Annotated in this window: 19 protein-coding genes; 5 read left to right on the top strand and 14 right to left on the bottom strand. The window is 39.5% G+C overall.

Translation table 11 applies throughout. The features are described 5' to 3' along the window. Nucleotides 1-70: 70 nt before the first annotated feature. From IGI73_RS06705 to fabT, 3 genes are read right to left on the bottom strand one after another with little or no spacing between them, the layout of a single operon-like run. Nucleotides 71-295, bottom strand: coding sequence for an acyl carrier protein (locus tag IGI73_RS06705; RefSeq protein ID WP_005225890.1), 225 nt, complete (start codon nt 293-295; stop codon nt 71-73). Between the two features lie 52 nt (nt 296-347). Beyond that, nucleotides 348-1,310, bottom strand: coding sequence for a beta-ketoacyl-ACP synthase III (locus tag IGI73_RS06700; RefSeq protein ID WP_005225889.1), 963 nt, complete (start codon nt 1,308-1,310; stop codon nt 348-350). A gap of 9 nt (nt 1,311-1,319) precedes the next feature. Next, nucleotides 1,320-1,760 carry a fatty acid biosynthesis transcriptional regulator FabT gene (fabT, locus tag IGI73_RS06695; protein WP_008378199.1) on the bottom strand — a complete coding sequence of 147 codons (441 nt, stop codon included), beginning with the start codon at nt 1,758-1,760 and terminating at the stop codon, nt 1,320-1,322. A 320-nt stretch (nt 1,761-2,080) separates the two neighbouring features. On the opposite strand from fabT, the gene IGI73_RS06690 reads away from it, so the two are divergent. Next, nucleotides 2,081-3,022: a GIY-YIG nuclease family protein gene (locus IGI73_RS06690; RefSeq protein WP_428206317.1), complete on the top strand. Its 942-nt coding sequence runs from the start codon at nt 2,081-2,083 to the stop codon at nt 3,020-3,022. Between the two features lie 68 nt (nt 3,023-3,090). Here IGI73_RS06690 and IGI73_RS06685 read toward each other — a convergent pair whose 3' ends face one another. The 7 genes from IGI73_RS06685 to IGI73_RS06655 all read right to left on the bottom strand — a co-directional run bounded on the left by IGI73_RS06685 (nt 3,091) and on the right by IGI73_RS06655 (nt 9,239). Next, on the bottom strand, nt 3,091-3,321 hold the full coding sequence (locus IGI73_RS06685) for a YkuJ family protein (protein WP_005225886.1): 231 nt from the start codon (nt 3,319-3,321) through the stop codon (nt 3,091-3,093). Between the two features lie 83 nt (nt 3,322-3,404). Next, entirely contained in the window at nt 3,405-4,280 is an 876-nt protein-coding gene (locus tag IGI73_RS06680; RefSeq protein ID WP_010748078.1) for an NAD(P)-dependent oxidoreductase, read from the bottom strand. Nucleotides 4,281-4,354: 74 nt separating this feature from the next. Then, complete coding sequence (locus IGI73_RS06675; protein ID WP_428206318.1) at nt 4,355-5,587, bottom strand: glycosyltransferase family 4 protein; 1,233 nt, start codon at nt 5,585-5,587, stop codon at nt 4,355-4,357. A gap of 31 nt (nt 5,588-5,618) precedes the next feature. Next, the gene (locus tag IGI73_RS06670) at nt 5,619-6,629 is read right to left on the bottom strand and encodes a glycosyltransferase (RefSeq protein ID WP_428206319.1); all 1,011 of its coding nucleotides are present in this window, start codon (nt 6,627-6,629) and stop codon (nt 5,619-5,621) included. 264 nt (nt 6,630-6,893) lie between these two features. Continuing rightward, the gene (gene ptsP / locus IGI73_RS06665; protein ID WP_005225882.1) at nt 6,894-8,621 is read right to left on the bottom strand and encodes a phosphoenolpyruvate--protein phosphotransferase; all 1,728 of its coding nucleotides are present in this window, start codon (nt 8,619-8,621) and stop codon (nt 6,894-6,896) included. Beyond that, nucleotides 8,621-8,887, bottom strand: coding sequence for a phosphocarrier protein HPr (locus IGI73_RS06660; protein WP_003126335.1), 267 nt, complete (start codon nt 8,885-8,887; stop codon nt 8,621-8,623). The genes ptsP and IGI73_RS06660 overlap by 1 nt, the downstream gene beginning before the upstream one ends. Before the next feature lie 160 nt (nt 8,888-9,047). Then, on the bottom strand, nt 9,048-9,239 hold the full coding sequence (locus tag IGI73_RS06655) for a hypothetical protein (protein WP_005225880.1): 192 nt from the start codon (nt 9,237-9,239) through the stop codon (nt 9,048-9,050). A 270-nt stretch (nt 9,240-9,509) separates the two neighbouring features. On the opposite strand from IGI73_RS06655, the gene IGI73_RS06650 reads away from it, so the two are divergent. Together IGI73_RS06650 and IGI73_RS06645 are read left to right on the top strand one after the other, a co-directional pair. Then, the gene (locus IGI73_RS06650; RefSeq protein ID WP_284591371.1) at nt 9,510-11,774 is read left to right on the top strand and encodes an ATP-dependent Clp protease ATP-binding subunit; all 2,265 of its coding nucleotides are present in this window, start codon (nt 9,510-9,512) and stop codon (nt 11,772-11,774) included. A gap of 148 nt (nt 11,775-11,922) precedes the next feature. Then, a complete protein-coding gene (locus IGI73_RS06645; protein WP_005225878.1) occupies nt 11,923-12,234 on the top strand; it encodes a DUF1827 family protein in 312 nt (103 codons plus the stop codon). A 162-nt stretch (nt 12,235-12,396) separates the two neighbouring features. Here the strand turns inward: IGI73_RS06645 and IGI73_RS06640 are convergent, their stop codons facing one another. Then, on the bottom strand, nt 12,397-13,716 hold the full coding sequence (locus IGI73_RS06640; protein ID WP_225582179.1) for a helix-turn-helix domain-containing protein: 1,320 nt from the start codon (nt 13,714-13,716) through the stop codon (nt 12,397-12,399). A gap of 473 nt (nt 13,717-14,189) precedes the next feature. Further along, entirely contained in the window at nt 14,190-14,657 is a 468-nt protein-coding gene (locus IGI73_RS06635; RefSeq protein ID WP_015509564.1) for a hypothetical protein, read from the bottom strand. A 1,030-nt stretch (nt 14,658-15,687) separates the two neighbouring features. Between IGI73_RS06635 and IGI73_RS06630 the strand changes: the two genes are divergently transcribed. Then, nucleotides 15,688-16,191, top strand: coding sequence for a hypothetical protein (locus tag IGI73_RS06630; protein WP_428206320.1), 504 nt, complete (start codon nt 15,688-15,690; stop codon nt 16,189-16,191). A 19-nt stretch (nt 16,192-16,210) separates the two neighbouring features. Next, entirely contained in the window at nt 16,211-17,269 is a 1,059-nt protein-coding gene (locus IGI73_RS06625) for a hypothetical protein (protein WP_428206321.1), read from the top strand. Nucleotides 17,270-17,451: 182 nt separating this feature from the next. Here IGI73_RS06625 and IGI73_RS06620 read toward each other — a convergent pair whose 3' ends face one another. Both IGI73_RS06620 and IGI73_RS06615 read right to left on the bottom strand, forming a co-directional pair. Then, the gene (locus IGI73_RS06620) at nt 17,452-18,150 is read right to left on the bottom strand and encodes a hypothetical protein (protein ID WP_428206322.1); all 699 of its coding nucleotides are present in this window, start codon (nt 18,148-18,150) and stop codon (nt 17,452-17,454) included. 652 nt (nt 18,151-18,802) lie between these two features. Further along, nucleotides 18,803-20,383: a peptide chain release factor 3 gene (locus IGI73_RS06615; protein WP_005225872.1), complete on the bottom strand. Its 1,581-nt coding sequence runs from the start codon at nt 20,381-20,383 to the stop codon at nt 18,803-18,805. Nucleotides 20,384-20,500: the final 117 nt, after the last annotated feature.

Raw genomic sequence — 20,500 nt, 5'->3', positions numbered from 1 at the left:
AGTTCGTCTATGAATCAGCAAAAACACGTTCTTAAAAAGGAAAGGCTAGGCTGTCTGCCTAGCCTTTGTTTTATGCTTGTTGTTTTTCTACATATTTAACTAGATCTTCAACGGTTGTGATACCATCTTCTGTTTCGATCTTCACATCGAATTCATCTTCGATCTCGTTAATGATTTGGAAAAGATCCAAGCTGTCTGCTTCTAAATCTTCTTGGATGTTTGTGTTCAATTTGATTTCTTCTTTTTCTTTTCCTAATTCTTCTGCTACGATTTCTTGAATTTTTTCGAATACCATGTGTATATTCCTCCAATGTGTTTTTCAATAGTAATTTTGTTTCGTGAACAAGTTATAAGGTGGCTAACATAGTTCCCCATGTCAATCCGCCGCCAAAACCTGAGAACACCACTTTTTGACCACTGCCAAGTGACAGTGTACCTCGTTTGATTTCTTCATCTAGCAATAACGGAATCGAGGCTGCCGAAGTATTGCCATAATCTTGCATATTTTGCAAAAATTTCTCACGGGGCTGCTTCAGCTTGCGAGCAACTTTGTCTAAAATACGTGAATTTGCTTGGTGAAGCAAAAAATAATCGATTGCTTCATCTTGTGTCAGATCATTGATCGAGGCGACCACATCACGCGTCGCAAAATCAAAGATTTCTCGTCCAATCATTTGCATACAAGCACTATACGCCGGAGCGTTTTGTGAAAAAGGATTCTCATTCGTGCGAAAACCAGATGTTAAGGACATGCCTCGCGTCCCATCTGCTTTTAAAGACTCTTTGAGCAAATGCTGCTCTGAAGATGCTTCCAGCAATAGACCGCCGGCACCATCTCCGAATAAAACAGCCGTCGAACGGTCGTTCCAATCCAAGACTTTTGAAAGTACTTCTCCACCGATGACCAATCCTTTTTTAGCGCCCGTTCGAATCAGTTTTTCAGCCATAGACAATGCATACACGAAACCAGCACATGCTGCACTGATATCAAAAGCAAAGGCATTGACTGCCCCAATCGCCCCTTGGACTTGGCAAGCAACCGCCGGTGTATTGAAATCCGGTGTGATCGTCGCTACCAAGATAAAATCTAGACTTTCTGCTGAAAGCTGAGCATCTTGCAAAAGCGTTTGAGCGACGCGAATACAAAGGTCTGAAGTGTTTTCGCCAACAGCGACTCTTCTTCGTTTGATTCCCGTGCGAGAATGGATCCATTCATCTGAAGTATCCATCAAATTTGATAGATCATCATTTGTTACGATTTTTTCTGGAACATAACTTGCAGTCGCGGTAATTTTTCCAAACATATTCATCCATTATTCTCACTTATAATCTTGTAAAAAGTCATGCAGATTTTTCAGTGCTTTCAACAGTGCCTGTTCCTCTTCAGGAGACATCTGACTCAAGACACCTTTCACCATCTCACGATGAAAATGCTGATGAACACGATAAAGGAGTTTTCCTTTTTTCGTCAAACCTAGTTTGACGACTCGCCGATCATCTTCACTGCGAATCCGTTCTACATATTCTTTTTTCACCAAACGATTGATCGCGATGGTCAAAGTCCCAACAGTGATCGAAAGCTCTTTGGCAACTTCAGTCGTGGTCTTTTTTTTGTACATCCCGATGGCTTCGATGGTATGCATTTCGGTAATTGAAAGGTCTTTGAATTGAGATTTTTTCAATTCAGATTCTTCAATCACTAAGATGTCATTAAAGACGCTGACTAAGTAGTCATTAACTGTTTCTAAATTGGGTTCCATAACCTTCACCATCCGAATACTTTGATAATCAAATCATTTGATAGTCAAACTATATCGGAAGTTATTGAGAAATGCAAGAATTTTTTCGAACTTTTTTTATTTTTAAGCGCATTTTTATTTAAGAATTGATTTTCTAAGATTTTAAAAGCTGCGAGTTGACAAAATAATCCGTTTCCGTTATAGAGAAATTTCCTTTGAATGTCAAAGTTTATCATTGCGTTGCTTCCACTCTATTTCTAATTTTTTCTTGTCAAAGGCCAGCAAACGTTGCTCTCTTACGCTTCATCTGCTACTCTTTGAAGGAAGGAGAGGAACGATCGATGAATCCGAACAAAGAGTTTCTAAAAAACAAAGCAAATGCACTGCCTGAAAAGCCTGGTGTTTATTTAATGAAAGATCAGCACAACGAAGTCTTGTATGTAGGAAAAGCCAAATCATTGAAACAGCGTGTCGTTTCTTACTTCCGAAAAAATCAGCAGCATGCCAATAAGGTGCTTCGACTTGTTTATAATGTCGTTGATTTTGAAACGATCGAAACAGATACAGAATTGGATGCACTTTTACTTGAATGTCGTTTGATCCAAGCTTTTCATCCTATCTACAACCGACAAATGAACCATTCAGCCAACTATTGCTTTGTTGACTTGACGAATCATACCTTCACGATCACTCAAATACCCCAAATTGGCAGTTATGGCCCCTTTCGGCAAACAAAAAAATTGCCAGCATTGTTTCAATTATTGTCAGAAACCTTTCAATTGCCGACTGTCAACGAACTGACGCTATTGACCTTACGTAAGCAGCTCCCTCAAATGGATGCGTATCCCTTGGAACAGAAGTGGCGAGAAATCGGCTGTTTTTTTGCAGGAAAGAAGACCGACTGTTTTTCACTCCTTAAAAAACGCTTAGCATACCTGATTGATCACCTATTGTTTGAGCAAGCTAGTGTACTGCAGCGCGAGATCCATTTAGCACAAAGCTTTTACCAAGAAATCGTGAGGGTCAATCAGTTTATTCAAGAACCAGAAGTGATTTTTTCTATTCTCCTTGACTTAGAGGAGCCAGGATCACAGACGACTCAAATCAAATACTATCAAGTTAGCTTTGGCAAGTTGATCCAAACAAAAGTTCTTTCTCCCGAGGAAACATTCCAGCCACTCCCGCCAGCAAGCGCTGCGCTTCCTTTAGCCCCGGAAGATCTCGATCCATTAGGGATCATCCTTAATCACTTGTATCGCCAAGAAAAAGCAGCAGATAAATAAAAAACAGCAAGCCCAAGTAGGCTTGCTGTTTAGAAATGAGAAAGCGACGACGAACGTCCCACTCATTCTTATTGGATCAAATCATAGATTTCCATGGCTACAATATCAACGTTATCAAATTGATAAGATTGACTTGATTCTGCTTCCGTTAATTCAAACGTTTCTGTCGAATTGTCATAAGTAACGGTACATTTTTCGACGCCTTCTTTTTCAAAACGACGTACTTGAACTTCATTGTCTTGCGCTTCGACCATCGCTTCTAAACGTTTGATGATAGCGACTAATTGCGAACTTTTCATTCGTAAGCCTCCTTTTTCTGTCCGTTATATTGTATCAAAACATCCTCTATCTTGCATTGATTTTTCGTATTTTTTTTGTCATTTTAAGATTTTTTTCCATCTTGCCACCAAAGTTTAATCAGCGCCTGCGTTCCGTCATTTTCGAAGCCTTTTTCAGCTAACTGATCATACAATTTTTTAGCTAAAGCGGTGCTTGGCAAATCCAATCCCATCTTCTTGGCCTCATCCAAAGCGATCCCCAAATCTTTGATGAAATGTTTGACAAAAAAGCCTGGAGAATAATCCTCTTTTAGGATACGAGGACTGTAATTCGTCATGGACCAATTGGCTGCCCCACCGCCAGAAAGCGTGTCAATCACTCGTGGTAAATCAAGACCGGCTTGATTCGCATAGACCAGCATTTCTGTCATCCCCGTCATGGTTCCGGCAATCATGATCTGATTGGCCATTTTCGTATGCTGACCTTTTCCTGCCCCTCCTTGAAGTTGAAACGTCTTTCCTAATACTTCAAAAAGTGGTTTTACTTGTTGGTAAGCTTCTTCATCGCCACCAACCATAATCGTTAGCGTAGCGTTTCTCGCACCAAGATCCCCACCAGAAACTGGCGCATCGATACTCGCTGCTCCTTTTTCCTTCGCTGTCTGGTAGATTCGTTCTGCCAAATCAGGTGTACTGGTGGTAAAATCCACCAATGTTTTGCCCGTCACAGCCGTTTGAAAAATCCCTTGAGGCCCATAGTAAACCTCTTCAACATCGGATGGATAACCAACCATTGTAAAGATGATTTCACTTTCTGATGCAACTTCTGTTGGGGTGTCACACCAAATTGCTCCATTCGCAACGAGTTCATCTGTTTTTTCTTTCGTCCGATTGTAAACATTCACTGTATGTCCTGCAGCTAAGAGATGACCAACCATCGCTTGACCCATGACACCAGTACCGATAAATCCTAATTCCATGCAGATCCCTCCAAAATAAAAAAGTTCATGTCTTTAGTATACGCTAAAAACATGAACTTGCGAAAATTTTCTGTTTAATCGATCGTTCGGCGAAAGGCCTTTAATTTTACTTTGAATTTTTCTAGCGTCTGCTCGGTTTCTTTTTCGATGCGTTCTGTTTCATAATAAGCGACCATGTCATGGTAGAAAGATAGCATCGACTCACCGAAGCGCAATGCCGAGATCTCGTACATTTTTCTAGCAAGAACTTCGGGATCAGCAGGAATCTTTCGTTCATAATAATCAATAAATGCTTTTGCGAAATCCCGATCACTCTCATAGGTGACGCCTAAAGACGGATCATCGATCAAGGTGTTTAAGTAGTCATTGCCTTCAACGACTAACGGTGTTCCAGCAGCCATTGCTTCCGTGTAAGTCAGTCCTTGTGTTTCTGATGTGGAGGCACTGACGAAGTAATCGGCAGCATGGTAATAGATCGCCACTTTATCATTTGCCACTTCACCGACAAATTGAACATGGTCAGATAAAGCCATATCCACCACTTTTTCTTCTAATTTTTCTTTATGCGGACCTTTCCCAACGATCACTAATTGCGCATCAGGAATCTTCGTTAAAATTTCTGGCATGCCGTCGATGATTGCTTGGATATTTTTTTCATAAGAAATACGACTGAGGGAAAGCAGCATGGGTTGATTCTCAGTGATGCCCAATTTCTCCCGCAATTCATTTTTCATGTCAGTTGTAATATCCGGTCGGCGAAACTTCTCAACTTCGATCCCTGTGGGGATGATCCGCATTGGTGAAACCACACCATACCCTCTCAGCGTATCGATGACCCGTTCACTTGGACAAACAACACCTGTCGAGTGGTTGGCAAATAGCCGTGAAAGATATTTCACGTGAGATGGTCGTAAGACTTTCCCGTTTGCGATGTAGTGCAAGTAATCTTCATACATTGTATGGTAGGTATGGATCACAGGAATTTGCAATTTACGCCCCACCATTTTCCCCAACATCCCAGAACCAAACTCTGTATGGGTATGGATCAATTCCAATTCTAATTCTTTGGCGATCAAATAGGCATACAACATGCCGCGAACCACGATTCGCCGATCTTTGAAGGACACAAACGGGACACTTGGCATGCGAATGATATCTTCTTCGTCCAGATCAGCATTTGGATCGGTCGTTGTAAAGATATACACTTTATGGCCTTTTTTCTCAAGCTCTTCTTTCAATGTCTTGATCGATGTCGCCACACCACTTACCTGGGGGAAGTAGGTGTCTGTAAAAAATCCGATTTTCAAAACGGTACCTCCAAACTTTACATTAGTTTCTTCATTCCGTATTCATCACTTTTGTATAAACCTCTTGTAATTTAAACCCAATTTCATCAATACTCTTTTGCTTTGCTGTTTCATAACCCGCTTCACTCAATGGTGGTAACGTGCCTTCCACGATTCCTTTGATTTTCTCAATAAATCCTTCATTAGTTTTTTCCATGTATGCATTGCGCCCATTACTTAGCCACCCTTTATAAACAGGAATATCCCGAACAAGCACATTTTGGCGGCTGGCTAACGCCTCAAGGACTACGATCCCTTCTGTTTCTTCATAAGAAGGAAAGAAGAATAAATCGGCAGCGGAATATGCGCCTTCGATAATGTCTCCTTTGATATAACCTGGAAATAACACATTTTCTGGATGGTCTTCATTGACGAGGTCGCGGATCTGTTTAGGAATCGTCATCATTGGTGTATGACCAAACCAGATAAACGTATACTCAGGCAATTGTCTAGCTATCTCTACAAAATCAAGAATGCCTTTTCGTTCAAAAAATAAACCGACGGATATAATGACTTTTTGATCTGGTAAGAGATTGAAATACTCACGAAAGGCTTTTTCTTTCTCTTGATCCGGCTGATATTTGTCAAGATCGATGCCGTTTGAGATTGCGTCGATCGGTACTTGGATACCATACCCTTCCAAAAGTTCTTTCGAATAAGGAGTCGGTGTGATCAACTGATCGGCTCTAGAATAAAGATTGATCAAATATTTTTTATATAATGGCGAAAGCTGGTTTGAGCCGATAAATGAATTCCGAAAATCCTCTTCTGTAGAATGGGCATGGTAAATCACTTTTTTCCCTTGTCTTTTGGCTTTGTTGACCATGTGCATACTATTGATCCCATACGTGTTGATATGAAGGATATCATAGTCCTCATCATTTTTATCAAGAGTAAAAGGAATCCCGACAGATGTCAGTGCTCGTTGCTGATGGGCCAACGCTCGACCGATACCTGATTTAGCTAATAATTTTTCTCCTTCAAAATAAAGAAGTACTTTCAAAGATGATTCCTCCTTGGAAATGCTTATATCTGATATTAGTATACCATAGGCAATCGGAGACATACTCCTACCATGGTCCTAGATTTTGTTCCCCATTTAATCATGATACGTGAAAAACTTACGGAATCATAGCTTTATACAAAGATATGACAAAATTGTTCGTTTTCTGAAAAAACGAGCAGGCTATTGCAAGTCAAATCGAACAAGAAGGCTTCTTATAACAAAAAAAGGCAACAAGCAAAATTGCTTGTTGCCTAGAAATGATTAGTTTACATACTGTTCGATTAGCTCAACAACTTCTTCCATTGTATCGCAATCTTCTAAAGCACGTTTTGCTAATTCTTGCATGTCAGTCGTTGACAAGCGTTTCATTAAGCTACGTGTTTTCAGAACAGATGTTGCACTCATTGAGAACTCATCTAAGCCCATACCTACAAGAAGCGGCACAGCAGTTTGATCGCCCGCCATTTCTCCACACATACCAGCCCATTTGCCTTCAGCATGCGCTGAGTCGATCACGTTTTTGATCAAACGTAAAATTGATGGGTTGTATGGTTGGTACAAGTAAGACACGCGCTCGTTCATGCGGTCAGCAGCCATTGTGTATTGGATCAAGTCATTAGTACCAATACTGAAGAAGTCAACTTCCTTCGCAAACTTGTCTGCTAAGACAGCAGCTGCTGGAATTTCGATCATGATTCCGACTTGGATCTCGTTAGAAACCTCAACGCCTTCGTCAATCAATTTTTGACGCTCTTCTTCATACATTTTCTTCGCAGTACGGAACTCTTTCAATGTTGCCACCATTGGGAACATGATACGTAAGTTGCCGTGAGCAGAAGCACGTAACAACGCACGAAGTTGGGTACGGAACATGTCATCCCCAAGTTCAGATAAGCTGATACGCAATGCACGATAGCCTAAGAAAGGATTCATTTCATGAGGCAATTTTAGGTAAGGAAGTTCTTTATCGCCACCGATATCCATTGTACGGACAACCACTGGTTTGCCAGCCATTCCTTCTAAAACTGCTTTGTATGCTTTGTATTGGTCTTCTTCTGTTGGGAAATCAGGAGAATCCATGTACAAGAATTCAGTACGGTATAAACCGACTGCTTCTGCACCATTGTTGTGGACACCTTCTAAATCTTTAGGCGTTCCAATGTTCGCAGCTAATTCAAAGTGCTTACCATCAGCGGTAACTGTTTCAGCATCTTTCAATTTTTCCCATTCTGCTTTTTGTTCTGCGTAGGCTTTCCCAGCTTCAACAAATTCAGCTGCTTGGTCATCTGTCGGGTTGACGATAACGTCACCGATAATACCGTTAACAGCTAAGATGTCGCCCGCTTTCACTTTTGCAGTGATCTCCATTGTTCCAACGATTGCTGGGATTTCAAGAGAACGTGCCATGATAGCGGAATGAGAAGTACGTCCACCGATATCTGTTACAAAAGCTTTTACAAAGTTGCGGTCTAATTGTGCAGTATCACTTGGTGTCAAGTCATGAGCAACAACGACTACTTCTTCGTTGATCATTGAAGGATTAGGCAAAGTCACATTCAGCAAATGCGCCAAGATACGTTTTGCGACATCTTTAATGTCAGCTGCCCGTTCTTGCATGTAAGCATTGTCATCCATTGCTTCAAACATACCAATATACATGTCAGTAACTTCTTTCAACGCAGCTTCTGCATTGACTTTGTTATCTGTCACGTTTTGTTTGATTTGACCAATCATCTCAGGATCTGAAAGAACCATTAAATGAGCATCAAATACTTGTGCTTCTGCTTCACCTAAAGTTTGCGCTGCTTTGTCACGGATTTGTTGTAATTCCGCTGTTGACTTCGCTAACGCATCATCTAAGCGTGCTTCCTCTGCTGCAGTATCTTCAACTGATACTTTTGAAAAAGATAAATCAGGTTGTACTAACAGGTAGGCTTTCGCAACGGCTACACCATCACTAGCAGCAATTCCTTTTAGCATCTCAACCATTATTCAGACAAACCTTCTTTTTTCATTGTTTCTACGATTGCAGCGATTGCATCTGCTTCGTCAGCACCTTCAGCAGTGATAGTTACATCAGAACCTTGGCCAACGCCTAATGACATTACGCCCATGATTGATTTAAGGTTTACTGATTTACCTTTGTACTCTAAGTTGATATCAGAGTTGAATTTGCTTGCTGTTTGAACCAATAATGTAGCTGGACGTGCGTGAATCCCTGTCTCAGCAACTACGTGAAAATCTTTCTTTTCCATATTGATCAATCTCCTTTATGATACGTTTTTTTGTGTGAAGGCAAAATTTCCATGCATGCAATGACACCCGAAAAAAATCGCCCTTTCAACTGTTAAGATTACCATTTTTTTCCTCGATAGACAACCGTTTTCTCTTAAATAAACGATTGAAATAAATGTCCTATTTATTTTCTTGCACATAACGGTAGATGATCTTCCCATTTAAGCCCGCTTCTCCGACAAAAGAAGACCGATCTTCCAACTGGAGCCAGACATCTCTAAACGCCAGGAATTCTGGCTGTTGGACAATCAATTCTTGGATCTCTCCATTGCGCAAACGCGTTATTTCTGAAGCAAAATCTCTGTTCTCCATCCTCAATTCTCACCTCTTTCTTTCTATTATAATGGAATTACTTTTTATTTAAAAGACGCTTCTGCTAATGAAAGAGCGGCAAAAATTTTTACGAGTAAAATTCTTGCAGTCTGACAAAAAGTTAGTATAATAGAATTATGGTCAGTAAAGGTCAATAACACATTACCTCGAAGATGACCGTTTCTATGCACACAGCCCCTTTTCTTTTACAAGTGTAAAAAAGCGCCGTAAAATAAGGGTGTTGGAACAAATATGAAAGGTCGTGAATCTATGCTTTGTCAAAATTGCGGCAAAAATGAAGCGTCTATTCATTTATATGCCAGTGTCAATGGTCAAAGAAAACAACTCGATTATTGTCAAAGTTGTTACCAAAAATTAAAAGCTCAATCTGGGAATGCTGCAGCTGCAATGGCGCAAGATCCTTTTGGATTCGGCAATATTGATGATCTATTTCGTCAAATGTCTCGCCAGATGCAGCAAGGAAATAGCCCTTATGAACAAACCCCTCCGACGCAAACCGGCGGTAACGGTTTTGTCGGCGGTCAGCCTCCACGCAATAACCAAGCACCTGCAGGTCTGTTAGGAGAATACGGTATCAATATTACCCAAATGGCTCGTGATGGCGAAGTCGATCCAGTCGTTGGTCGTGATTCAGAGATCAAACGAGTGATTGAGATCCTTAATCGTCGAACAAAAAATAACCCTGTGCTTATTGGTGAACCTGGGGTTGGGAAAACTGCCGTCGTTGAAGGGTTAGCCCAAAAAATCGTTGATGGTGATGTACCACAAAAACTGATGGATAAAGAAGTCATTCGTTTGGACGTTGCGTCTCTTGTTCAAGGCACAGGTATTCGTGGACAATTTGAAGAACGCATCCAAAAATTGATTGAAGAAATCAAGCAAGCAGAAAACGTGATTTTGTTTATTGATGAAGTCCATGAAATCGTTGGCGCTGGTGCAGCTGGCGACGGAAATATGGATGCTGGAAACATCTTAAAACCAGCTCTTGCTCGTGGAGAACTACAAATGGTCGGAGCAACGACGTTAAATGAATACCGCATCATCGAAAAAGATGCTGCTTTAGAACGCCGTTTGCAACCAGTACGTGTGGATGAACCTTCTGTGGAAGAAACGATCCGTATCTTAAAAGGTTTGCAACCACGTTATGAAGATTATCATCATGTGAAATATACTGATGAAGCGATCGCAGCTGCCGCTACCCTTTCTAACCGATACATCCAAGACCGATTCTTGCCTGATAAAGCAATCGATCTACTAGATGAAACAGGTTCTAAGAAAAACTTGACGATCCAAATCGTTGATCCAAAAACGATCGAAAAGAAATTACAAGAAGCAGAAGAACAAAAACAAGCTGCCTCTCGAGAAGAAGATTTCGAAAAAGCTGCTTACTATCGCGATCAAATCAATAAATTGCAAAAAATGAAGGAACGCCAAATCAGCGAAGAAGAAACGCCAGTCATTACCGAAAAAGACATGGAACAAATCGTTGAAGAACGGACAAATATTCCAGTTGGTGAATTGAAAGAAAAAGAACAAACGCAATTGAAAAATCTTGCGGATGACTTGAAAGCTAAAGTTATCGGACAAGATGAAGCGATCGATAAAGTAGCCAAAGCGATCCGCAGAAATCGGGTCGGTTTAGGCAAACAAAATCGTCCGATCGGCTCTTTCCTATTCGTCGGGCCAACCGGTGTCGGGAAAACCGAATTAGCAAAACAATTAGCCTATGAGATGTTTGGTTCTGAAGAATCGATGATTCGTTTCGATATGTCAGAATACATGGAAAAACACAGTGTATCCAAACTGATTGGCTCTCCTCCTGGTTACGTTGGCTACGAAGAAGCGGGTCAATTGACTGAAAAAGTTCGTCGGAATCCATATAGCCTGATTTTATTAGACGAAGTGGAAAAAGCCCATCCTGATGTATTGCATATGTTCTTGCAAATTCTCGATGATGGTCGTTTGACGGATGCCCAAGGACGTACAGTCAGCTTTAAAGATACCTTGATCATCATGACAAGTAATGCTGGAACTGGCAAAGTTGAAGCCAACGTCGGCTTTGGCGCAGCGCGTGAAGGCATCACTCGTTCTGTGTTAAATCAATTGAACAATTACTTTACGCCAGAATTTCTCAATCGCTTTGACGGGATCATCGAATTCAAGGCACTTAGCAAGGAAAACTTGTTATCGATCGTGTCCCTTATGCTGCATGATGTCAATCAAACACTTAGTCATCAAAAATTGCATATCGATGTTCCACAAGACGTGCAAGAAAAACTGGTCGATCTAGGTTACAGCGCAACGATGGGTGCTCGCCCATTGCGCAGGACCATCCAAGATCAAATCGAAGACGGGATTGCTGAATATTATCTTGAGCATCCTCAAGTTCGTCAATTAAAAGCACAATTGGAGGATTCCGATAAAATCGTTGTAACTTCAGCCGAATCCTCTGCACTTCCTGAAGAAACACCTTCTGCTGAAGAGGAAAAACCATCGGAAACAGATGAGCAATAACGTGTCAAAACGGTGACCAAACCGTTCGTTTTGCCAGACAACCATGTTTTGCCAAAAAATTGGGTAATTCCGAGTTGTCTGGCTTTTCTTTTGAAAAAAAACGACCTATAATGTTATTAATAAATACATAGAATGTGAGGTGAGTCTGGTGAAATTAATCAACGTTACAAACAGCCATTCTCGACTAGTATTGAATCAACTTGAAAATACCGACGCAGAACTTGTAAAGGTTTACACTGCCGGAGACACGACCGTGATCTTTACCTCAGCGCCGAACCACAATGAAATTTTGCTGATCAATAAAAAACGGAATATTCGCCCGACGGAAGTGGAAGAAATCAAAAATTACTTCTTGAAAAAATTACCTGATGGCTCCTATGATCCTGCTACGATCTCTGTGATCCAAATGCCCGAAGTGGTAGAAATCTCCATCAAAAAAACGTTGTCTTCCTCACGTTAGCTTTGCCTAATCACGTGTTTAAAAAATATCTATAAAAGGTGACTGTCGCAGCCCTCTTTTATAGATATCTTTTTTTGTCTTCTCTCCTCCTTCTTTCGCCTAGTACTTCGACCAACGCTACCTGATAGTCAAGCAAAAAAAGAGAGCGTTACGCTCTCTTTTTCAAGTATATTTATTAGAAATCATCGACTGGATCATCACATGTAGATTGTGCCAATCCTTGGTACTATGAACATTGCCAAAAAATGTAAATTTCTGTGACTCATTATGGATCAGCACGCCATCAGAAACCAGTATGTCTGAGTCTCCTAAGTTCGAACTAAAGTGAATCACATTTTCATTGTAAATTTTCAATAGTTTGTTCTTAATGACCGGAATATATTCTGGGTGGTTCAAAAGAGAAATACCAATGCGAATCGGTTCCTCTTTTTGGATAGGTAAATAAGATGCTGTAATCTGAGCGATTTTCCTTAAGAAAAGGGCTTCTTTTTCTATTACAAACGAATGGCGCTGCAAGACGGTCGCAATCAGCTCCTCCACCTCTAATACGCGTTCGTTCGTAGAGGACAAATCTTCAGTAGACACAAAACTATCCAAAAAGAGATGAAGACAGCCCCATGTATTCATCACTAATTCATAGGTAAGAAACGCTTCGATCGCTTTGGAAAGATCATACTTTTGCGACAAGACAGCCACAACATCGGCAGAAAATTCGACCAATGGATTCCCCGAGAGGTTTCGCAGCTGTTTCCCCAAAAGAAGTTTCTCTTGATCCGAGATCGTTTCAGGTATGAAGAGAAAAACCCAGAAATGATAAAAAATCTGTTCTTTCTCGATATCTTGCTGACTTCTGATCGGCAGCAGCTTGATCACTTGCTTTTCCCCATTGAGTTGCTTGATTTGCTCATAAATAGCGATGGAAGCTTCGTCTAATTCATTGACGATATAGCCCCTCAACACCGCATTCTCAATGATTGAAAACATAATGTCGTGCTTCACTTTTGTAGTTTTCAACGGCTCATATTCTTTCGCAGCTAATTCAACGCTTGCACGGGTGCGCTGATTGATGTAAACATTGCAAGCCATGATCTCAACTAAATAATGGTACATCCGCACACAAGGCTCGGCCCCTGTCAGATCAATGGAATCTGTGTTGTTATTGATAGTAATCGGGACATTTTGGATAACCAGCATTTTTTTCAGATAGCTGATCAATTTATAACAATAAGAAATACTAAAAATCAATTCTTCTGAGATGTCCACCATACGGGTCTTTCTTTTTCTTAACAAATAGGATAATAGACGATAATAAGGAGATTCTAAGAAATACTTCTTCTTTAGATTCACAAAAATATGCAGGCTTTGTTCTTCGTTTAATTCTCGTGACAAATAAACAGTTCTCTTTTTCAACAAAAAAATAGACTCGTCAAAGGTCGTAAACTCTCTCATATCTTCGGCGATTTCATTGATCAAGATTTTCACCTGATACAAAGATTTGTTTATCGTTTCACATATTTTATCAAGAGACAGCTGCTTCTCCAAAATGATATTTCTAATAATAGTTAATTTATCTACCTGTTTTTTGGTTAAATAAAACCTATACAACTTTTCTATATACTCCAAAATTTTTTACCCGCCTTATTTAAAAAGTATCCTAGTTTCCAATTATAGTAAAATAAACTTAAATTTGAGCCTCTTTTTTCATTAAACGGACAATTTTAATAAAAACTTCAGAAAAATCCCCGCTTCTTTAAAACAGAACGGGTGAGAAAAACTTGTGAAACGATTCTTACCTTTTGTAACAAAAAAGTGTTGGAAACCATTAAAAAGATCCTGGGAATTAGCTGTTTCCATAGACTTAGAAAAAATTCGTATTCTTTCATTGATTGGTAAGTGACTTGGAGAGTAAAATCATTTTCTAGCTGGACAAACTTCTTTGAGGAATCAAGTTCATTTCAAAGAGCTTGTAATATAATATCTTCTCTTTTTAGCCAGCAATCTTTGTATTCATAAATGTTGATAATCGACAATTCATCGCTCATCTCATTAATTGCCCGCATAATTTCTTCATCATCCGAATCAACATTGCCAATGACATGCAAATCATAATGAATACCCGATTTATCCACGCACTCAACGATATAACTGATGACATCTCCCCAAAAATGTTCCAATCGATGCGTGCCTCCTGCTTTTTCTAGCCTTGAACGTTCAGCGATACACAAAACGTTTTTCGAAGAGTATTGCAAGATGTTGATTTCCCCTAGTGATTCTGCTAAGTAGTCAAGAACCGATTGCCGATCATCCTCTTGATCCACAATTAAATTTCTCTCTAAAATCGTGTTCGTCTTGTTGCTGAAAAAGCGCACAGTCAACATGGTAGCATTCTTTTGTCCACTGAAATTTATTCTGGTTTGCAGCATTTTGATTCACTCCTTAAAAGAACTTTGATCCTCTGCTATTAAGGATATAGTAAGAACCAGCTGATTTTTATCGTCTTTTTTTCAAAAAAACTACAAATAAAATAATCATTGTCACTCTTTTTCTTTCTACTAACTAAAAGACCTGACGATTAGAAACGAGGGCAACTTCATAAAATTAAGAAAGACAAAAAAACTCTTTCAAAGCTTTCTTCAAAGAGTCTGATTGTATATTCCTAAAAAATTATGCTTCCTATTAAAATCTAGGGTTCATGAGATAGCCATCCCACACAGTTAGTTTTTTTGAGATTTCTTTATAATGAAACAATCATGAACGTTTATTAACACAGGAGTACCCCTTGATGTCTCTGTCGCTTGAAGCTAGAAGAATTGTAGGTGCAGATTACTAATTGAATGAAAACGTTAATTGATATTTTTTCATAAGTAACTTCGATATACCTATCCAATAGGAACGCAGAAATAGAATCATACTTTTCAATCCCCACCCTACGCAACTGTTCATACGCGTAAAGCTACTGCCAAAATAGTTTCTTAAAAATGATAGAAAGTTGGTTTTTATTGAATTGCAGGTGTTCACTATAGAAATATCAGACATGAATTTTCAGAACTGGTTTCTCTGACAGCAACTGATTCAGAGCAAATTCTCAGAGACTACGAATAACATTTTTTTCGTTTTTAGGTCCAATCCTAGTTGGAACGACAATTCTTTCAACTCTGAGAAGGCTTTGACTTAAAATAAAAGCCAAAATATAACCCTGCAACAAATTTACTTTCATAGTCATTATTACCGAATTGATAATTCGTAGACAGAAAGATCGGTCGACTTGATAATCAACATGTTTTGACCACTTGAATATTTTATTAAATTATTTTATAAAAAAATCAGATTAATAAAATACTTTCTACTTTTTCATTAAAAATAGCGAAAAAACGGATAATAACATAATACACCATCATTGTATACTTTATTTAAGCAGTAAATCATCTGCAAAAATTAAAGTGAGGTTTTATTATGAAAAAAGTTATTTTGGGTACTACATTCATTGCATCTTTGTTGTTAGCTGGGGGAGTCAACGCGTTTGCCAATACTATAGCAACAATTACCGAACCTATTGAAATTGAAGTTATTGATGGTGATGCAACATTCACTTTTAATGAAATGGAGCTATCAAATCCCATACAAATTACAGAAGCATTATTGGAGGGAAATACTGGAATTGTGGAAGGATCTGTATCTAATGTGGGAGGAACATTACAAAACTTAACTCGTTCTCCTAAAACAGTTAATATTTCCGTAACGGCACCTAATGACAGTGGCATAAGCATTATCGGAAGTAACCCTTCTTCTTTAGAAGCAAGAGCGATTGAAGTTGATTCAACACCTGAAACAGAAACAGAAATAGCATTTACCATTAATAGAACATTTGCTTTGTTACAAGAAACTGATGATAAACCTGTAATTACAATAACAGCACAAGACGGTACTCCTGATACTGGTGAAACTCCACCACTATAATTTTCAGAAGGAAAAAATCATGAATCATACATTCAAACACAGAAATTCTTTTCTAAGGATTTCTGTGTTGCTTCTCTTACTAACACTGATCAGCAATACAAACATCCGTAATGCAAATGCCGATGAGACGACGAACTCACTGAAACTTACTCTGAGAGAAACGGAGTACAAAATTTCAGATAATACCTTGAGTATTTCTCCGGAAAAGGAGACGGCGTATACTGTTGAAATTTTTCTAGAAAATGTTGGATCTGGTGACTCATCCATTGTTGTCACGCCTTACACCTCTACTGCTCTCTCACGAGAATCGGCTATCATCTATAGCGATGACTTGACTTTACTGCTAGATGATAAGTATAACTTTTCCAATTATGCATTGATCGAATCAGAAGCATTAGATGACGATGATCAAATCGAGATTCTCCCAAATGAATCCGTTCTTGTGACCGTTACAATCACTCTTCCAGAGGAGCCTGCACGTGAAGGAACCGTGATGGGGGCAATCAATTTTAGTCAGATCATGGGTCTTGAAACAGCAGAAGATTCAGTTGGTATCAAATCTGTGTATGAGTCACTTATTTTTATCAACTTACTTTTTAGTGAAGTGGAAGCGATCAAAGATGTCGTTTATGAAGACTTCTCCTTTGTTGCGCTTCAAGATACGGCAAACCTACAATTTTACGCACTCAACTATAATCCTATTTTAGGCAACTTGAACAATGCTCTTTACGAACTAATAAATCCAAATGGAGAAATGATTGCCTCTGGGGAGTTAGCAGATTCCGTTCTTTTAACGCCGTTAACCAAATCAAGAATGCAGATCCCTTTAATAGACGATAGTGAACTTATTGAAGGCGAATACCGTTTAACTATAGAAACAACTAGAAAAGCGATCACGACTACTTTTTCTTATGAGAAAGAAGACTTGGATAACTTCAAAAAAGAGAACCGTCCAACGAACACTGCCGATGTTCAGACAAATAATCAAATCCTTATCTGGATCATCTTTGTTCTCGTTGCAGCGTTGGCAGCTGCAGTCATCTATATTTTTAAATCAAAAAGAAAAAGAGAGGGCTAGTGTTGTGACCCCAAAAGTTAGCTTTTAGGACTAACTTTTGGAGGTCGCTTCAAAGCTCCTTTTTTTAGTACCACCAATTAGTCACAAACTTGTTCCAGCAAAAGCACTTTTCACCTAGTATTAGAAAAAGATGTGCAAAAAAACCGCTCCTATTCAGCTAAGCGGTTTTTTCTACACTAGTTTTAAACATATCTTTTATCAAAAATCACTTCTTTTGTAAAAATTGTCGCTATCTCGTACTGGCACTCTTCCTCTAAACGATCCTCATGGACAGTATCATCATTGATATCCTCAAGCGATTCTTCTTGGCTGAATGAATCATTCTCTAATAAGTCTTCTTCCTCTGGGCGTTCAGATTCATCTTCAATGCCATTGTCTTCTTGCTTTTCATCGTCTTGGTCTTCATCTGTCAAGTTTTCGTCTGGAATCTCTTCTTTTTCCTCATCCGTCTGATTCATTTTTATCTCTTTCGTAAAGGTCTCTGAATCATCAATTGCTGTAAATGTGACTGATAGGTAGTACTCAGAGTTGGCATCAAGATATTCCTTTATGTTCAATGTTGCAGCTACATTAAGAATCATTGATGCTTCATCAGTATCCTCAATCTGAATGATCATCTCTTCCGAACCGTTCACGCTGTTTAGTTCTGCTGAAAATCCTTCTCCGACAGCCGTGATCGTTACGTCAAAAGCACCTTCACTGCCGTTGCTATCGACAGTCAGCTGAAGATCTTGTGTGGTTTTCAACAAATAATAGTGTTCGTCCTTAAAGTCAATCGTGTTCAATTCAAAAATCAACGTTTCGGAAACGTCATCAGCCATAGCCTCTACTGTTGGAAAGAAAAATATCGCCGAAAATATGAATAACAAACTTTTTAGCACTACATGGTCCCCTTTCTGCTTTCAGAAAACACTTTTATTTAATAAATAATCATTTGCTTTAGCAAAATCGATAGATAGATAACTAGTAGACTAGCAATAAGACTAATTCATTTTTTGAGTCGCGAAGCCATGATTCACCAACTGAAAACTTAAACCATCTGTAGAAGAGCTTTAAATGAAGTTTCAAGGGCAATCACCGATTCATGCTCAGATAAAGAACTAGTAGCATCTGACAAAAAGAACATGTCCTCGATCAAATGATTAAACGACCTCTATCACTGGCAATCTATGCTCTGCTTTTCCTCTACTTTCAAACAAGGAGAAAATTTCCTGAATCATCAAATGTGCCTATGATATTTTTCTATTCATTTCAAATGCATTTCCTTGTGGTCACCTTTAATACTACGCTCTTTTTCCGACTCATTTTATCTTCTTTTAAAAGAATGGTTATAAATTAGGATAATTGTCTGATCATTGGACGATTGCCCCCAATCATGCAACCTTCCTTCTGTATCAAAAGCACGTTTTCAGCAAAAAAAGCCCCTTCTTATCCATTTGGATAAGAAAGGACTTTCTACGATCGTTCAATTAAAAAAGATCAGCCTTACGTACAATGTTGCGCATACCTAGACAGTCTCGCGGGAAACGACTCTTACATCAAACTCTTCAATTCGACGTCTGGGTACTTATCTGCGAACCAGCGCATCGCAAATTGGTTCTCAAACAAGAACAATGGCTGGTCGAAACGGTCTTTCGCTAAAATGTTACGACTGGAGCTCATACGCTCATCCAAGTCTTTCGGATCGATCCAACGAGCGATCTTGTGGCCCATTGGGGTCATAATGACTTCGGCATTGTACTCATTCATCATGCGATATTGGAAAACTTCAAATTGCAGTTGCCCGACAGCACCGATGATATACTCATCACTCAGATACGTCTTGTACAACTGGATAGCCCCTTCTTGGACCAACTGATAGATTCCTTTGTGGAAAGATTTTTGCTTCATCACATTTTTTGCAGTGACTTTCATAAAGAGTTCCGGAGTAAACGATGGCAACTCTTCGTAAGCAACTTTTAGTTTTCCTTCATAGATCGTATCGCCAATTTGGTAATTTCCCGTATCATAAACCCCGATAATATCTCCAGCGACTGCTTCTTCAATATTTTCTCGGGTATCTGCCATAAATTGTGTCACATTGCTGAGTTTCATTTTTTTGCCAGTACGCTCAAGTGTCACGTCCATGCCTCGTTCAAAGGTTCCTGAACAAATACGGACAAAGGCGATCCGGTCACGATGGGCAGGGTTCATATTTGCTTGGATCTTGAACACAAACCCGGACATTTCTGGTTCATAAGGACTGACTTCATCACCAGCCAAAGTTTTGTGACCGTAAGGCGCTGGTGCAAAGGACAAGAAGGTTTCCAAAAAGGTCTGCACGCCGAAATTCGTAAGGGCGGAACCAAAGAACACGGGTGTTTGATCGCCTCGTGCGATTTTTTCTGTATCAAAGGCATCGCCAGCTTCTTGCAGTAATTCTACTTCTTCTAAAACTTGTTGGAACAGCCCATCTTCGGCAAATGGATGATCTGCAGGAAATTGTCCATTTTCATCTAGGGCAACTAAACGTTCCCCACCGTGATTGTCTGGACGGTAAAATTCGACCCGTTGGTTATGGATATCATACAGTCCTTCCAAGCCTTTCCCCATGCCGATCGGCCAATTCATTGGAAATGATTCGATCTCTAAAAGATCTTCTAGTTCTTCTAATAATTCTAATGGTTCGCGGCCATCACGGTCGAGTTTATTGATAAAGGTAAAGATCGGAATACCGCGTTTTTTAACGACCTGGAAGAGTTTTTTCGTTTGCGCTTCGATCCCTTTTGCGCTATCGATCACCATGACCGCACTATCCACCGCCATCAAGGTACGGTAGGTATCTTCAGAAAAGTCCTCATGCCCAGGGGTATCTAAAATATTGACCCGTTTGCCTTGGTAATCAAACTGCATAACAGAACTGGTCACGGAGATCCCCCGTTGTTTTTCAATTTCCATCCAGTCGGACTTTGCGAAATTCCCAGTCTTTTTCCCTTTGACCGTACCAGCTTGGCGAATCGCGCCACCGAATAATAATAATTGTTCTGTAATGGTTGTTTTCCCCGCATCCGGGTGGGAAATAATCGCAAAGGTACGGCGACTATCTACTTGTTGTTTTAATTTTGGATTATCCATTGATTTTATTGCTCCATTTCTTGTATTTACAATGCGAACAGTGTCCATTTTAGACTGTCGCTAGTTTTCTGACCAAATCAGTATATCATGGATAAGGGTGATAAAAAAGCAAAAAAA

The organism is Enterococcus sp. DIV0755f, assembly GCF_051713725.1.
GTDB classification, from domain to species: domain Bacteria; phylum Bacillota; class Bacilli; order Lactobacillales; family Enterococcaceae; genus Enterococcus_D; species Enterococcus_D casseliflavus.
Note: the sequence above shows the minus strand (reverse complement) of the source record. Positions and strands in the feature narration are given on the sequence as shown.

Coding starts and splice junctions, on each gene's coding strand:
- IGI73_RS06705 (WP_005225890.1), bottom strand. CDS start 295: ATGGTATTCGAAAAAATTCAAGAAATCGTAGCAGAAGAATTAGGAAAA.
- IGI73_RS06700 (WP_005225889.1), bottom strand. CDS start 1,310: ATGAATATGTTTGGAAAAATTACCGCGACTGCAAGTTATGTTCCAGAA.
- fabT (WP_008378199.1), bottom strand. CDS start 1,760: ATGGAACCCAATTTAGAAACAGTTAATGACTACTTAGTCAGCGTCTTT.
- IGI73_RS06690 (WP_428206317.1), top strand. CDS start 2,081: ATGAATCCGAACAAAGAGTTTCTAAAAAACAAAGCAAATGCACTGCCT.
- IGI73_RS06685 (WP_005225886.1), bottom strand. CDS start 3,321: ATGAAAAGTTCGCAATTAGTCGCTATCATCAAACGTTTAGAAGCGATG.
- IGI73_RS06680 (WP_010748078.1), bottom strand. CDS start 4,280: ATGGAATTAGGATTTATCGGTACTGGTGTCATGGGTCAAGCGATGGTT.
- ptsP (WP_005225882.1), bottom strand. CDS start 8,621: ATGGTTGAGATGCTAAAAGGAATTGCTGCTAGTGATGGTGTAGCCGTT.
- IGI73_RS06660 (WP_003126335.1), bottom strand. CDS start 8,887: ATGGAAAAGAAAGATTTTCACGTAGTTGCTGAGACAGGGATTCACGCA.
- IGI73_RS06655 (WP_005225880.1), bottom strand. CDS start 9,239: ATGGAGAACAGAGATTTTGCTTCAGAAATAACGCGTTTGCGCAATGGA.
- IGI73_RS06650 (WP_284591371.1), top strand. CDS start 9,510: ATGCTTTGTCAAAATTGCGGCAAAAATGAAGCGTCTATTCATTTATAT.
- IGI73_RS06635 (WP_015509564.1), bottom strand. CDS start 14,657: ATGCTGCAAACCAGAATAAATTTCAGTGGACAAAAGAATGCTACCATG.
- IGI73_RS06630 (WP_428206320.1), top strand. CDS start 15,688: ATGAAAAAAGTTATTTTGGGTACTACATTCATTGCATCTTTGTTGTTA.
- IGI73_RS06625 (WP_428206321.1), top strand. CDS start 16,211: ATGAATCATACATTCAAACACAGAAATTCTTTTCTAAGGATTTCTGTG.
- IGI73_RS06615 (WP_005225872.1), bottom strand. CDS start 20,383: ATGGATAATCCAAAATTAAAACAACAAGTAGATAGTCGCCGTACCTTT.